The sequence below is a fragment of the Actinomadura miaoliensis genome (assembly GCF_039536785.1).
Lineage (GTDB): Bacteria > Actinomycetota > Actinomycetes > Streptosporangiales > Streptosporangiaceae > Spirillospora > Spirillospora miaoliensis.
Map to the genome: position 1 here is coordinate 1 of NZ_BAAAZG010000020.1, position 14,579 is coordinate 14,579.

Sequence of the window (14,579 nt, forward strand, 5' to 3'; positions counted from 1 at the left end):
GGCCGGCCCGCCGGGGGCGGGCGGACGCTCGGCCGGCGGGGCGGCGCTCCCGGCCGGCAGATGGGCGAGCCGTTCGGCCAGCCGGTGCAGACCCCGGTACGCGGCGGTGCGGACCGCGCCGGGCCGCTTGCCCAGCACCCGTCCCGCCTCCTTGGCGTCCAGGCCCACCACCACGCGCAGCAGCACCGCCTCGGCCTGGTCCTGCGGCAGCCCCGCGATCAGCGCGACCGCCGCGTCCGTGGACAACCGCGCCAGGGCGTCGCGTTCGGTGTCGTCGCCGCCCACCAGATCGCCCAGCTCGTCGATCTGCGCGCTGGTGTCGGGACGGCGGCTGACCCGGCGCAGGTGGTCCAGCGCCCGGTGCCGCGCCACGGTCGACGCCCACCCCCGGAACCGGTCGTAGTCGCCCTCGAACGAGCCGATGTCGCGCGCGATCTGCAGCCAGGCGTCCGCGGCCACGTCCTCGGCCTCCACCCCGACCAGCGCCCGCAGGTAGCGCAGCAGCCGGGGCTGCAGGTCCCGGTAGAGCATCCGGAACCCCGCCTCGTCCCCGGCCTGCGCGGCGCGCAGCGCGGCCTCCAGCCCCTGGTCGTGCGGGTCGACGCGGCGGGTCCTCCCACGTCTGCTCATGGGCGACCGGGAGGCCGGGCCCAGGTGTTCACCAAGGCATCCTCGGAATGGGGGTTCGGGGTCGGTCGGGCACGACGTGCGGCGGTCCGCCCTCATCGCGGGGAAAGGACCACTTCACGTCGAGCACCCAAGTCTCCGGATAGGGCCGCTATGTTGCAAGGACCACCGACTAAAGCAACGCCACCGTGACGTGGGCGTACGCTCCCACGACGCTCCGTCCACGGGCCGAGGGCGGGGGCTCGGGACGGCCCCGCAGGCCAGGGGCGGCCGTGCCGCGCCGGCCGGGCAGGAGCCGGCCGTTCACCCGATACCCTGATAACCGATCCCAGAAGCTTCCAAGGACGGGTCCAGACGTGTTCGAGACGCTCTCCGACCGGTTGACGACGGTCTTCTCGTCGCTGCGCAGCAAGGGCAGGCTCTCCGAGGCCGACATCAACGCGACGGCCCGCGAGATCCGTGTCGCGCTGCTGGAGGCCGACGTTGCCCTGCCCGTGGTGAAGGACTTCATCGCGCGGGTCAAGGAACGGGCCCGGGGCGCGGAGGTCTCCCAGGCGCTGAACCCCGCCCAGCAGGTCGTCAAGATCGTCAACGAGGAGCTCATCGAGATCCTCGGCGGCGAGACCCGCCGGATCCGCTTCGCCAAGAACCCGCCCACCGTGATCATGCTGGCGGGTCTGCAGGGTTCGGGTAAGACCACGCTGGCCGGCAAGCTGGCCCGCTGGCTGAAGCAGGAGGGGCACGCGCCGCTGCTGGTCGCGGCCGACCTGCAGCGTCCCAACGCCGTCCAGCAGCTGCAGGTGGTCGGCGAGCGCGCCGGGGCGGCGGTGTACGCGCCCGAGCCCGGCAACGGCGTCGGCGACCCGGTCGACGTGGCGCGCCGCTCGCTCGACCACGCCCGGCACGCCCAGCACGACGTCGTCGTCATCGACACCGCCGGACGGCTCGGCATCGACGCCGAGATGATGCAGCAGGCCGCCGACATCCGCGACGTCGTCCGTCCGGACGAGATCCTCTTCGTCGTCGACGCGATGATCGGCCAGGACGCGGTGACCACCGCCCAGGCGTTCCTCGACGGCGTCGGCTTCGACGGGGTCGTGCTCACCAAGCTCGACGGCGACGCCCGCGGCGGCGCCGCCCTGTCGGTGCGGCACGTCACCGGCCGCCCGATCATGTTCGCCTCCACCGGCGAGAAGCTGGAGGACTTCAACGTCTTCCACCCGGACCGGATGGCCGGCCGCATCCTCGACATGGGCGACATCCTCACCCTGATCGAGCAGGCCGAGCAGGCGTTCGACGCCGCCCAGACCGAGCGGATGACCACGAAGTTCGCCTCGGGCGAGGACTTCACCCTCGAGGACTTCCTCGAGCAGATGATGATGATCCGCAAGCTCGGGCCGATCGGCAACCTGCTCGGCATGATGCCGGGCATGGGGCAGGTCCGCGACCAGATCAGCCAGATCGACGACCGCGACCTGGACCGGGTCGCCGCCATCATCCGCTCCATGACCCCGCAGGAGCGCGCCAACCCCAAGATCATCAACGGCTCCCGCCGGGCCCGCATCGCCCGCGGCTCGGGCGTCACGGTCGGCGAGGTCAGCAGCCTGGTGACCCGCTTCTTCGACGCCCAGAAGATGGTCCGCCAGATGGCGGGCGGCATGGGCTTCCCCGGCATGCCCGGCCGCCGCAAGGCCGCCAAGGCGGCCAAGGCCAAGAACAAGAAGGGCAAGCAGCGCAGCGGCGACCCGCGCAAGCGCGCCGCCGCCGGCCGCGGCCCCAAGGAACCCACCGCCCCCACCCCGGACGGCAACGTCTCCCAGGGCCTGCCCCCCGGCCTGGGCGGCCCCGGCGCCCTGCCCCCGGGTCTGGGCGGCCAGCTGCCCCCCGGCTTCCAGATGCCGGACCTGGGCAAACTCCAAAACCGCAAAAAGAAGTAACCCCCGGCAGCGCAACCCCTCCCGTAACCACCACGGGTCCACCGCCAGAGGCCAACAACCCAGCAGCCAGACGCGGCCAGGCACCCCACCGGCGCCCAACAGCCCCGCTACGAGCCCAGGCAGGGACGCGGAACGGACGGCGCAGCCCCCTCACGAGGGCGCGCCGTAACGACCCGGCCAGCGGCCTGGTACACGCCGCAAGGAGCCGCACGGCACAGGTGGATGCGGCCTGTGCCGGGTGTAAGAGCTACGCGACCGCCTGACGGTCCGGTGCGTTGCGAGACGTGGCGGTTACCGGCACGCGGTCGCCGGAGGCGCTGTACAGGACGATGGCGCGCGGGACGCTGCCTGCCCCGTCGCCTTGCGAGAGTTGGGGGACCAGCGCGCGGCTACCACGCGCCGTCCGGGACGATGGCGTGCGGGATGGTGCGTTCTTCGTCGTCTTGTGAAAGCTGGGGTTGGCGCGTGGCTACTACGCGCTGATCGGCGTTTCCGGGACTGACTCGCGACCCCCGCGACGACTGCAACCACCCCGTCCTGTCCCGCACGGTGATGTGCGGCCGCCACTCCCGGGCTGGAAGAGCTGCGCGGCCGACTGCGGGCGGTTCGGGGCGCGTTGTGAGACGTGGCGGTTACCGGGACGTGGTCGCCGGGGGCCGCCGTCCGGGACGGCGGTGCGCGGGATGGTGCGTTTTCGTCGTCTTGCGAGAGCTGGTGCTGGCGCGTGGCTACTTCGCGCTGATCGGTGTTTCCGGGGCTGACCAGCGACCCCCGGCGACGACTTCGACCACCGTGTCCTGCCCCCGCACGGTCATGCGCGGCTGCCACTCCCGGGCTGGGGGAGCTGGCTGGGGCGATGGGTGGTGGCGCGGTCTGATGCTGCGCGGGGTGCCGGACGCCGGCATCAACCGGCATTGGAGTCGATTCGTTGATCGCTGGCCCCATGGGGTAGGCGGTGTGCGAGGGAGTTGCGGCGGCTGCGGCAGGCGCTGCGACCTCTGCGGGCTGTGGGGGCGGCGGCGGGACAGTGTGGTCTGCGGCCAAATCCTGAAACTGTCGGATGACAGCGAAATGGTGCGGGCTGGGCGGTAAGGCGGCGGTAGGGATGTGGTCCGAGAGGGAGAAGTGGCGGGGTGGGCGGCGTGTCATGGCGCGATTGGGTTATCGGGGCGATCGTCTGGCAGAATGGCAGGCTGGAAACCCGGATACGCGCAGGCGCCCTCTCTCGTCCTGGGCGGCCGGAGTCCATGGAGCGGCCGGTAGCCGGTATCCCCACCTGGTGAGGCCCGCTCGGCCCTGTATGAAGTCTGGAGAACACCACACCCGTGGCAGTCAAGATCAAGCTCAAGCGTCTGGGGAAGATCCGGAACCCGCAGTACCGGATCGTCGTCGCCGATGCCCGTACCAAGCGTGACGGCCGGGCCATCGAGGAGATCGGCCTGTACCAGCCCAAGCAGGAGCCCTCGCTCATCCGGGTGAACTCCGAGCGGGTGCAGTACTGGCTGGGCGTCGGCGCGCAGCCGACCGAGCCGGTGCTCAACCTCCTCAAGATCACCGGCGACTGGCAGAAGTTCAAGGGCGAGCCCGGCGCCGAGGGCACGCTCAAGCAGGCCGAGCCGAAGCCCGACAAGAAGGCCCTGTTCGAGGCCGCCGTCAAGGAGTCGCTCGGCGAGGAGGAGGCCGCCGCGACGACGGCGCGGTCCCGGAAGAAGTCCGAGCCCAAGAAGGGCAAGGGCGAGGACCGGGCCGAGGACGCCGCGGCCAAGGCCGAGGACAACACCGAAGCTAAGAGCGAGGGCTAAACGTGCTCGAAGAAGCGCTCGAGCACCTGGTGCGCGGGATCGTCGAGCATCCGGACGACGTCCGGGTGAAGGCCCGCAGGATCAGGGGCGGCCGGGTTCTGGAGGTGCGGGTGCACCCCGACGACCTGGGCAAGGTCATCGGCCGCAGCGGTCGTACCGCCAAGGCCCTGCGCACCGTGATCGGCGCCCTGTCCGGGGGCCGGCACGTGCGGGTGGACCTGCTCGACCTGCACGAGGTCCGCTGACGATGCGACCCCGCGCCGGCCGCGCCCCAGGGGCGGCGGCGCCTGCTCGGCGCCCCGCGGGCGGCTTCGCTCGGGCCCGCGGTGCCGGCTCCGGGGCGGCCGGTCCGGGCACCGAGCCGGCCGACCAGCTGGTCATCGGCCGGGTCGGTCGTCCGCACGGGGTTCGCGGCGAGCTCACCATCGACGTGCGCACCGACGATCCCGATCGCCGGTTCGCACCGGGTACCGAGCTGGCCACCGACCCCGCGGCCGCCGGTCCGCTGACCGTCGAGCACGCCAGATGGCACTCGGGTCGGCTGCTCGTGCGCTTCTCCGGGGTCGACGACCGGGACGCCGCAGACGAACTGCGCGGCACCTGGCTCGTCGTCGATCCCTCTGACATCCCCTCCTCGGCCGATCCCGACGAGTTCCACGACCAGGAGCTCATCGGGCTGGCCGTGGTCACCGTCGACGGCACCGAGGTCGGCACCGTCGCCGAGGTGCGGCACCACGGGCAGGATCTGCTCGTGGTGCGGCGGACCGGCGGAGGCGAGGCGCTGGTGCCCTTCGTCGCCGCCCTGGTTCCGGAGGTGGACGTTCCCGGGGGGCGGTTGCGCATCGACCCGCCCCCCGGCCTCCTCGACTGAGCGGCTCGGCCCGCCGCCGTCGGCCACCGGCCGCGCGGCGTCCCACCGAGAGGCAGCCCCGACAGAGCCACCATCGAACTGAGCACCAAGGGTCCGCCCGCCGATCAAGGGCCCGCCGACGTAGGACGACACATCCGATTCCGGGGCGAAGAGCGGTCGGGACCCCGTGAACCGGCACGACCGAAAAGCCTGATGAAGCTCGACATCGTCACGATCTTTCCGGAGTACTTCGCTCCGCTGGACGTCTCCCTCCTGGGCAAGGCGCGCCGTACCGGCCTGCTCGACGTGCACGTGCACGACCTCCGGCAGTGGACCCACGACCGGCACCGCACCGTCGACGACACCCCATACGGCGGCGGGCCCGGCATGGTGATGAAACCCGAACCGTGGGGAGAGGCGCTGGACACCATCGCGCCCCCCGGCGGCCCCGCCCCCCGGCTGATCGTCCCCACGCCGAGCGGCCGTCCGTTCACCCAGGCGATGGCCGCCGAACTGGCCGCCGAGCCCTGGCTGCTGTTCGCGTGCGGCCGGTACGAGGGCATCGACTCGCGTGTGGTGGACGAGGCCCGCACCCGCATGCCGGTGGACGAGGTCAGCCTGGGCGACTTCGTGCTGGCCGGCGGCGAGGTCGCGGTGCTGGTGATCGTCGAGGCCGTCGGCCGGCTGCTGCCCGGCGTGCTCGGCAACGCCGACTCGGTGGCCGACGACTCGTTCGCCCCGGGGGCGATGGAGTCGCTGCTGGAGGGCCCCGTCTACACCAAGCCACCGGTCTGGCGCGGCCGCTCCGTACCGGACGTCCTGCTGTCGGGCCACCACGGTGCGATCGCCCGCTGGCGCCGCGACGAGGCGCTGCGGCGCACCGTGCGCAACCGTCCGGAACTGGCCGCGCGGCTGGACCCCGCGACACTTGACGCGCACGACCGCCGGGTGCTGGCGGAGGCCGGTTTTCCGGTGAACGACGAAGATATGGCACACTGAATCGTCGCCGTGCGCGCGCACGCGTCCGGCACACAGACTCCCATCAAGATCCATTTCGCGCGGCGCGACGCCCCCACCTCACCTCCGGGGCCTCTCGGACGGCCGCGTATGACCATGAGGAACCGCTGTCATGCACACCCTGATCCGTGAGATCGAGCAGGCCACGCTGCGCACCGACCACCCGGCGTTCCGTCCGGGCGACACGGTGAAGGTGCACGCGCGCATCACCGAGGGCAAGGTCACCCGGATCCAGGTCTTCGAGGGCGTGGTGATCCGCCGGCAGGGCGGCGGCGCCCGCGAGACCTTCACCGTGCGTAAGGTGAGCAAGGGCGGGTACGGTGTCGAGCGCACCTGGCCGATCAACAGCCCGCACATCGAGAAGCTGGAAGTCGTCACCCGCGGTGACGTCCGCCGGGCCAAGCTGTACTACCTGCGCAACCTGCGCGGCAAGGCGGCCCGCATCAAGGAGAAGCGCGACTTCTGATCGCCTCCGCGACTTCCCGGCGCCTCGGACCGCGGTCCGGGGCGCCGACCTGTTTCCTCCGGCATTTTCCTCTCAATTCCGGGTAATCGCTTTGAATTCGCCTTGTGGCGGGGCGTCGTTTCAGGAACCCTTCGAGGTGAACGGAGCGTTGCCCGCTTGGGCGGCGAACTCGGTGTCGGGTCCGGCCGTGCCGGGCGCGACACGGTCGTGCGCGCGGGGTGCGACGGCGTCCGCGCCGATAGGCTTGCGCTGGGATGAGTGACGAGGACGATCGGAGAGACGTGCGATCGGAAGCCGAGGGCGCGGTGCCCGACGACAAGCAGACCGTGACCTCCGGTGCGCAGGACGCTGGCGAGACGTCCTCGGACGAGGGGGAGAGCGGCGGCCGCAAGGAACGCAAGCAGGGCTCCTTCTGGAAGGAACTGCCGATCCTCATCGGGGTGGCACTGGTCCTCGCCCTGATCATCAAGGCGTTCGCGGTCCAGGCGTTCTACATCCCGTCGGCGTCGATGGAGAACACCCTGCAGATCGGCGACCGCGTCCTCGTCAACAAGATCGTCTACCACACCCGGGACATCGAGCGCGGCGACATCGTCGTCTTCAACGGCCTGGACTCCTGGGATCCCGAGGTGCAGGTGCAGGAGCCGGGCAACCCGGTCTCCAGGGCGCTGCGCGGCATCGGCCGCACCTTCGGCATGGTGCCCGGCGAGAAGGACTACATCAAGCGCGTCATCGGGACGCCCGGCGACCACGTCAAGTGCTGTGACGCCCAGGGACGCATCACCGTCAACGGCACGCCGCTGGACGAGCGCTCCTACCTGTACACCGACCCGGTCACGGGCGAGCAGAACAAGCCGTCCAACGAGCCGTTCGACCACGTGGTGCAGCCCGGCCAGCTGTGGGTGATGGGCGATCATCGTGAAGTCTCCTCCGACTCGCGGGCGCACCGCGGCGACCCCGGCGGCGGCACCATCCCGACCAACCGCGTCATCGGCCGCGCGTTCGTCATCGTCTGGCCTTTCGGGCACATCGGCAGCCTCCCGATCCCGAAGACCTTCGAGCAACCGGCCCTGCACGCCGCCGCGGCCGTCGTTCCCGCGACCCCGATCGCCCTGGGCTTCGCAGGTGCCGTCCCCATCACCTACCTCCGCCGCCGCCACCGCCTACGCCGCCGCTGACCTCCTCTCCACCACACCCACAGGCACCACCAGGTTCCGCACGCCCAGACCCTGATCGCCTCACCTCCCAGGGAGGCACAGACGACCTGCGCTGCCCGCTGGCACAGGCTCGTGAGTTCCATGCCAGGAACGTGCTGGCGTCGCTGAACGGCTGCTGCAAGGCACAGCGACCCCAGCCCGCCCGCGTACTCAACTCCGGCAGCGCCACCGCCAACGCCCCCGCTGGCGGGCACGCGTGCCGCAGTTCCGGCAGCGCCGGCAAGCGCGATACCCGCCGTCGGCTCGCACGCGTCATTGCAGTTCCGGCCGCTGTCAACGCTCCCGCCGGCGGGCACGCGTGCTGCAGTTCTGGCAGTGCCGCCGGACGCACACCCGCCGTCGGCTCCGCGGAGCCGCTGGCCGGTCAGGCTGGGCTTCCCCGTCGGCGAGGAGGGTGGCGTTGCTGGAGGGGGCGCTCGCCAAGTGAGTGGTGTGAATCCGGCAAGTCGCGACGTGAAGGGGGGACGGGTGGGGGTCTGAGTCGTATTCCGGGCGCAGCGGTGGGCGCGGGCGACGTACGCTGCGGACCATGAGAGGTCGTCCACTCCGCTTCACACCGCGCCGGGACGCCGGGTTGTACGGCTACGAACGGGCGCTGGAGCACGCGGGTTTCAGCCCGGTGGCCGGTGTCGACGAGGCGGGCCGCGGTGCGTGCGCGGGGCCGCTGGTGGTCGGCGCGGTGATCCTGCCGGGCGGGCGACGCGGACGGATCGAGGGGCTGACCGACTCCAAGCTGCTCACCCCGGCGCGACGCGAGGAACTGTACGCCGAGATCGTCGAACGGGCCGTGGCGTGGAGCGCTCTGATCGTCCCATGTCACGACGTCGACCGGCTGGGACTGCACCGGTGCAACGTGACGGGGATGCGGCGCGCGCTGGCGGCCCTGGAGCGGCGGCCCGCGTACGTGCTGAGCGACGGGTTCGCCGTGCCCGGTCTGGACGTCCCCGGGCTGGCGGTGATCAAGGGGGACCAGGTTGCGGCGTGCGTGGCGGCGGCCTCCATCGTGGCCAAGGTCACCCGGGACCGCATCATGATCGACCTGCACGAGCGCTATCCCCTGTACGGCTTCGACGTGCACAAGGGGTACGTGACTCGTGATCACTCCGCTGCGCTGGCCAGGTACGGGCCGTGTCCGGAGCATCGGTTCTCCTTCGTGAACGTTGGGCGGGCAGTGCGTAACAATGGTGGGGAGGCCATGGGGGAGGAGGCCGGGTACGGCCCCGTGGGGGAGATTCCCGGCGAAGGCCGGACGGAAGGGGCACGAGCGTGAGCGCCGAGGATCTCGAGAAGTACGAGACCGAGATGGAGCTGCAGCTCTATCGCGAGTACCGCGACGTCGTCGGCCTGTTCGCCTACGTGGTGGAGACCGAGCGCAGGTTCTACCTCACCAACTCGGTCGACCTGCAGGTGCGCAGCTCCGAGAACGGAGAGGTCTTCTTCGAGGTCACCATGCAGGACGCCTGGGTGTGGGACATGTATCGACCTGCCCGCTTCGTCAAGAACGTCAGGGTCGTCACTTTCAAGGACGTCAACATCGAAGAACTCGCCAAGAGCGACTTCGAACTGCCCGCCAACCACTAGCCGTGCCGACCGCGGGGATCGGGGATGCGGCGGACAGGCTCAGGTGATCTCGGAGTGAGTCAGGGGCTTCAGGGGCGGTGTGGATTGCGACATCTGCACCCGGCCCCAGGAGGCCCTCACGGCTAATCCTGAGGCGCCGCGGACTGAGGCCGGTGGGCTTGCCTGCCCCGCCTGCCGAGGACGGGTGGCCGCCGGGGTGGCGGCCGAACGCTTCCAGGTCTCGGTCAGAACCGCACAACGGTGGGCTACCCGCGGTCGGCAGTACGGCGCGGTGGGCATGACCGAGTCGGGGTACGGGCCGTTGGTGCCCGATCCCAAGGGCGTGCTTGACCTGTGTCGGAGGCCTCGGCGATGACCGGGGGCAGGCCGCGGCGCGCAGGCGTGGGTGGCGGCCAGCCCGGACTGGGGCCCTGCAGCCGCTCCCTCGGGTGACTCCGGCCGTCGGGCCGGGCGGTGCTCGAAGCTGATTTCCCGTGAGGTGGTTTCGTCCGTCCTCTCGTTGGTGCTTGTCAGATGGCCTGCTCCACGGGCTTGGGCGTCGCGGGGGCTGGGCGTTCTCTCGGCGCACCGCTCATCGGGCATTGGGATCGCTCCTGTTGGGCAGAGGGGGTTGTCTGCGGGCGGCGTTACGGCCGGGCGATGGTCATTTGGGTTTTTTGGCGGACTTGGTGAGGCGCCAGCCGGCGGCGCAGCGTTCGACGAAGCCCGCGGCGGCCAGGAGGCCGAGCTTGCCGTTGACCGTGGCCAGATCGACGCCCGCCTTGACGGCGATCTGCGCGGGGCCCGCGGCGCCTCTGCCGGGGAGGGCTTCCAGGACGGCGCGGGCGGTCGGCTCCAGGCGGTCGCGGGGCAGCACGGGGCCGGACGGGACGGGGGCCAGGTCGTCGCCGATACGGCCCACCGCCTCGACGACCTCTTCGGGGCGGGTGACCAAGGAGGCGGACGGGTCCTCCCGGAGCAGCCTGTGGCAGCCCACCGACGTCCGCGAGTCGACCGGGCCGGGCACCGCCATGAGGACGCGGCCCAGCTTGCGGGTCCAGGCGGCGGTACTGAGGGCCCCGCTGCGCGCCTCCGCCTCGACGACCACCGTGCCCCTGCACAGCGCGGCGATCACCCGGTTGCGGACGAGGAAGCGCAGGCGGTGCGGTTCCACCCCCGGAGGCGACTCGCTGACCAGCACCGCGCGCCGGGCGATCTCGGCGAACAGCCCGTCGTTGGACGCCGGATACGGCATGTCGACGCCGTTTGCCAGGACCGCGACCGTCGGGCCGTCGGCCGCCAGGGCGCCCCGGTGCGCGGCCGCGTCGATGCCGAGCGCGCCGCCCGAGACCACCGCCCAGCCGCGTTCGGCCAGGTCGGCGGCGAACTCGGCGGCCACGCGCAGGCCGTAGGAGGACGCCGCGCGGGATCCGACCATGGCCACCGAGCGCAGGCAGGCGTTGCGCAGGTCGCCGGGGCCGCGCAGCCACAGCGCGTACGGGCGCTCTCCGCCGAGATCGTCAAGCGTGGTGGGCCATTCGGGGTCGCCGGGACATATCAGGCGTCCGCCCAGCCGTTCGCAGATCTCCAGATCGCGTTCGGGTTCCGCGGCGGCCGACCGGATCCGCCAGTGCTGGAGGCAGCGCGCGAGGCGCTCGGACAGCAGGTCGTCGGGGACGTCGCCGGTGCGGATCGCCTCGACGGCCTCGACCGGGCCGAGGCGGTCGACGATGCGGTTCAGCAGCGCGTCGCCGGGCTCGGCGGTGGCGGTCAGGGCGGCCCTGGCCAGGCGTTCGCCGGTCACGACCGCTTCCCCGTCCACAAGGCGAGGGCGCCGCCGATGTCGTCCTCGGAGGGCTGGTCGCGGCCGGCCAGGTCGGCGATCGTCCAGGCGACCCGCAGGACGCGGTCGAGACCGCGGGCGCTGAGCGTGCCGTTCTGCAGGGCCTCGTCGGCGGCGCGCATCGCCTCCGGTGCGGGCGTGAAGCGTCGGCGCAGGTCAGGGCCGGGGATCTCGGCGTTGGACCGCCAGGGGGTGTCGGCCAGGCGTTTGAGCGTCCGGTCGCGGGCCTCCTGGACGCGCTCGGCGACGACCTGGCTGGACTCGGCGAACTCCAGGTCGTACCGTAGCTCGGCGCGGCTGGCGGGGACCAGTTCCAGTTTCAGGTCGATGCGGTCGAGCAGCGGCCCTGAGATCTTGGAAAGGTACTTGCGCCGGATGCCGGGCGCACAGGAGCAGTCGATCGGCTTCGCCGCCGCGCACGGGCACGGGTTGGCGGCCAGCACGAGCGTGAACCGGGCGGGGAAGCTCGCCGCCCCCTCCGTGCGGGAGATCCGTACGGAGCCCTCCTCCAGCGGCTGCCGCAGCGCGTCCAGAACCCCGCTCAAGAACTCGGGCGCCTCGTCCAGGAACAGGATGCCGCGGTGGGCCAGGGACACCGCGCCGGGTTGCAGCGTCCGGCCGGAACCGCCGCCGACCATGGCCGAGCGGGTGGCGGTGTGGTGGGGCGCGTAGAACGGGGGGCGTGTGATCAGTGGCTGGTCCGGCGGCAGGGTTCCGGCGACGGAGTGGAGCGCCGTGACCTCCAGCGCCGCCTCCGGTTCCAGTGGGGGCATCAGGGTGGGGAGACGTTCGGCGAGCATGGTCTTGCCGCAACCCGGAGGGCCGCAGAAGTAGAGATGGTGGCCGCCGGCCGCGCTGATCTCCAGGGCACGGCGGGCCTCGGCCTGGCCGCGCACGTCCGCCAGGTCGAGCCCGGTGCGGGTCGTCTGGCCGCCGATGGTCAGCCCTTCCGGAGCGGTACGAAGGGGGAGCGGGTCGTCGTCCTCCTCGATCGGCGGCGGCTCGTCGCGGAGCAGGCACAGCAGCCCGCGCAGCGTCCGCGCCGGTATCACCTGCAGGTCGGGGACGAGTTCCGCCTCGGCGGCGTTGGCCTGCGGGACGACCACGGTGCGGCAGCCGGCGTTCGCGGCGGCCAGAGCCGCGGGCAGCACACCCGGGATGGAGCGGACCCGGCCGTCCAGCCCGAGTTCCCCGACCATCACCAGCCCCGCGCAGGACCGCGGCGGTACGGCCTCGGCCGCCGCCAGCAGGGCGATCGCGATGGCCAGGTCGAAGGTCGAGCCGCGTTTCGGCAGGCTGGCCGGGAAGAGGGACACCGTGACGTGCCGGTTGGGCCAATCCTCGCCGGAATTGAAGATCGCCGCCCGCACGCGGTCGCGTGCCTCGTTGAGCGCGGCGTCCGGCAGGCCGACCAGGTGCAGGCCGGGAACGCCGCTGGTGATGGCCGCCTCGACGTCGATGACGAAGCCGTCCACTCCGACCAGGGATACGGATCGGGTTCTGGCGAGCGTCAACTCAGCACACCCCCCGAACGTGTTCGACGGAGAACCCGCAGCTCTCGGCGTAGTGGCCGCCGCCGGGGAGAGGGTTGGCCGTTCGTCTGTGGCGTGCGTTGTACTTGCCGGCTCTGGCGGCGGGCCGGCGCTTCCTGGACGCCCCTCTGACGATCCAGGAGACGCCCCTGCCGCCGGCCTCCACGGGGGACGGCGCCGCACAGGGAATCAGGCCGAGGACGTCGATGCGGACGTCGGCGCTGCGGATCCGGTGCGCGGCCGCCCACCGGCCGGCCAGTCGCCGCAACCGGGCGGCCTTGTCGGGCGTGATCGCCTCCAGCGGCGCACCGTAGGCCGCCGTGCTGCGGGTCTTCACCTCGCAGACGACGGGGCGCCTGCCGTCATGGGCGATGATGTCCAGCTCGCCCTCCGGGCACCGCCAGTTGCGGTCGAGGATCGTCCAGCCCAGCCCGACCAGGTAGGCGGCCGCCGCCTGCTCGCCGCGGCGTCCGAGACTCGCGTTGTCGTTCATGGTTCACCTCCGTGCATCAACGGTGACGGGGCGTCACTACGGGCAAAAGATGAACGGGATTCTGTGGATAACCCGGAACTGTGATCTTCGGAGCACCGGCGGATGCTTGCCTTCACGGCCTCCTTGGCGCAGCGTGGCGGCTGTGAACGCCGACGACGCCCCCGAATCGCCCGCCGTCCCACGAGAGGTGCTGGCGGAGTTCGAGCGGCATCTGCGCGCCGAACGAGGAGTGTCGCCGCACACGTTGCGCGCCTACCTCGGCGACATCCAGGACCTTTGCCGTTACGCCACCGAGGTCGGGGTGTCCGGGGTGGAGGCGCTCGACGTCGCCGTCCTGCGCGCCTGGCTGGCCAGGCAGCACTCTGTCGGCCGCTCCAGGGCGACCTTGGCCCGCCGCACCGCCGCCGCGCGCACCTTCACCGCCTACCTGTTTCGGCGGGGCCTCATACCGGACGACCCGGGGCTGCTCCTCGGCACACCCCAACGGCTACGCGACCTTCCCGCTGTGCTGGCGCAGGACCAGGTCGCCCGTCTGCTGGACGACATGACCGCAGAGGGGCCCCTGGGGCTGCGCGACCGTGCCGTACTGGAGGTGCTGTACGCCACGGGCGTGCGCGTCAGCGAGCTGTGCGGCCTCGACGTCGACGACCTGGACACCGAACGCCAGACCGTGCGCGTCCTGGGCAAGGGCAGCAAGGAGCGCACGGTGCCGATGGGCGACCCGGCGGCACGCGCCGTACAGGACTGGCTCCGGTACGGCCGCCCGGAGCTGGCGACGGAGCACAGCGGCCCGGCGCTTTTCCTCGGCGCACGCGGGGGCCGCCTGCATCCCACCAGCGCACGACGGATCGTCCACACGCGCATCGCCGAGGTGGGCGACATGCCGGATCTCAGCCCCCACGGCCTTCGCCACAGCGCCGCCACACACCTGCTGGAAGGCGGCGCCGACCTGCGCAGCGTCCAGGAAATGCTCGGACACGCCTCCCTGCAGACGACCCAGATCTACACCCAGGTCTCCGTCGAACGCCTCAAACAGGTCCACCGCCAGGCCCACCCCCGAGGCGCCGAATAGCGGCTGGCGCCAAGGATTCCCCGCGCGTACGGTACCGACCGCCCGCACGCATTTGATGTGGCTGACTGGGATGCGGCCGGGAGAACAGTGATGAGCCGTCGCGGCGCAACCCTTGGCAACAGACATCGGCGCCATAACGCCCCTCGGAGCGGGTTGCGACACC

The 14,579-nt window shown here is 71.8% G+C and carries 14 protein-coding genes; 10 read left to right on the forward strand and 4 right to left on the reverse strand.

Translation table 11 applies throughout. The annotated features are described in order from the left end of the window. A partial coding sequence (locus ABD811_RS16970; RefSeq protein ID WP_344948058.1) for an RNA polymerase sigma factor occupies positions 1–630 on the reverse strand: 630 nt, incomplete at its 3' end. Positions 631–983: 353 nt separating this feature from the next. Here ABD811_RS16970 and ffh point away from each other — a divergent pair. The 9 genes from ffh to ABD811_RS17015 all read left to right on the forward strand — a co-directional run bounded on the left by ffh (position 984) and on the right by ABD811_RS17015 (position 9,497). Further along, positions 984–2,564, forward strand: coding sequence for a signal recognition particle protein (gene ffh, locus ABD811_RS16975; protein WP_344948062.1), 1,581 nt, complete (start codon positions 984–986; stop codon positions 2,562–2,564). A 1,325-nt stretch (positions 2,565–3,889) separates the two neighbouring features. Continuing rightward, on the forward strand, positions 3,890–4,366 hold the full coding sequence (gene rpsP, locus ABD811_RS16980; RefSeq protein WP_344948064.1) for a 30S ribosomal protein S16: 477 nt from the start codon (positions 3,890–3,892) through the stop codon (positions 4,364–4,366). A gap of 2 nt (positions 4,367–4,368) precedes the next feature. Beyond that, the gene (locus ABD811_RS16985; RefSeq protein WP_067918821.1) at positions 4,369–4,611 is read left to right on the forward strand and encodes an RNA-binding protein; all 243 of its coding nucleotides are present in this window, start codon (positions 4,369–4,371) and stop codon (positions 4,609–4,611) included. Between the two features lie 2 nt (positions 4,612–4,613). Next, positions 4,614–5,237 carry a ribosome maturation factor RimM gene (rimM, locus tag ABD811_RS16990; protein WP_344948070.1) on the forward strand — a complete coding sequence of 208 codons (624 nt, stop codon included), beginning with the start codon at positions 4,614–4,616 and terminating at the stop codon, positions 5,235–5,237. A 192-nt stretch (positions 5,238–5,429) separates the two neighbouring features. After that, positions 5,430–6,215: a tRNA (guanosine(37)-N1)-methyltransferase TrmD gene (gene trmD, locus ABD811_RS16995; RefSeq protein ID WP_344948073.1), complete on the forward strand. Its 786-nt coding sequence runs from the start codon at positions 5,430–5,432 to the stop codon at positions 6,213–6,215. Between the two features lie 130 nt (positions 6,216–6,345). Continuing rightward, complete coding sequence (gene rplS, locus ABD811_RS17000) at positions 6,346–6,699, forward strand: 50S ribosomal protein L19 (RefSeq protein ID WP_344948076.1); 354 nt, start codon at positions 6,346–6,348, stop codon at positions 6,697–6,699. Between the two features lie 281 nt (positions 6,700–6,980). Further along, positions 6,981–7,877 carry a signal peptidase I gene (gene lepB / locus ABD811_RS17005; RefSeq protein ID WP_344948079.1) on the forward strand — a complete coding sequence of 299 codons (897 nt, stop codon included), beginning with the start codon at positions 6,981–6,983 and terminating at the stop codon, positions 7,875–7,877. A 568-nt stretch (positions 7,878–8,445) separates the two neighbouring features. Further along, positions 8,446–9,186 carry a ribonuclease HII gene (locus ABD811_RS17010; protein ID WP_344948082.1) on the forward strand — a complete coding sequence of 247 codons (741 nt, stop codon included), beginning with the start codon at positions 8,446–8,448 and terminating at the stop codon, positions 9,184–9,186. Beyond that, a complete protein-coding gene (locus tag ABD811_RS17015) occupies positions 9,183–9,497 on the forward strand; it encodes a DUF2469 domain-containing protein (protein ID WP_344948085.1) in 315 nt (104 codons plus the stop codon). Before ABD811_RS17010 ends, ABD811_RS17015 begins: the two co-directional genes overlap by 4 nt. A 643-nt stretch (positions 9,498–10,140) precedes the next feature. Here ABD811_RS17015 and dprA read toward each other — a convergent pair. The 3 genes from dprA to ABD811_RS17030 are packed head-to-tail and all read right to left on the reverse strand — an operon-like array spanning position 10,141 to position 13,344. Next, entirely contained in the window at positions 10,141–11,280 is a 1,140-nt protein-coding gene (gene dprA / locus ABD811_RS17020) for a DNA-processing protein DprA (RefSeq protein ID WP_344948088.1), read from the reverse strand. Next, positions 11,277–12,833, reverse strand: coding sequence for a YifB family Mg chelatase-like AAA ATPase (locus tag ABD811_RS17025; protein ID WP_344948091.1), 1,557 nt, complete (start codon positions 12,831–12,833; stop codon positions 11,277–11,279). The genes dprA and ABD811_RS17025 overlap by 4 nt, the downstream gene beginning before the upstream one ends. Position 12,834: 1 nt before the next feature. Continuing rightward, the gene (locus ABD811_RS17030; RefSeq protein ID WP_344948094.1) at positions 12,835–13,344 is read right to left on the reverse strand and encodes a YraN family protein; all 510 of its coding nucleotides are present in this window, start codon (positions 13,342–13,344) and stop codon (positions 12,835–12,837) included. Positions 13,345–13,486: 142 nt separating this feature from the next. Between ABD811_RS17030 and ABD811_RS17035 the strand changes: the two genes are divergently transcribed. Continuing rightward, positions 13,487–14,416: a tyrosine recombinase XerC gene (locus ABD811_RS17035; protein ID WP_344948097.1), complete on the forward strand. Its 930-nt coding sequence runs from the start codon at positions 13,487–13,489 to the stop codon at positions 14,414–14,416. The last annotated feature ends 163 nt before the right edge of the window (positions 14,417–14,579 follow it).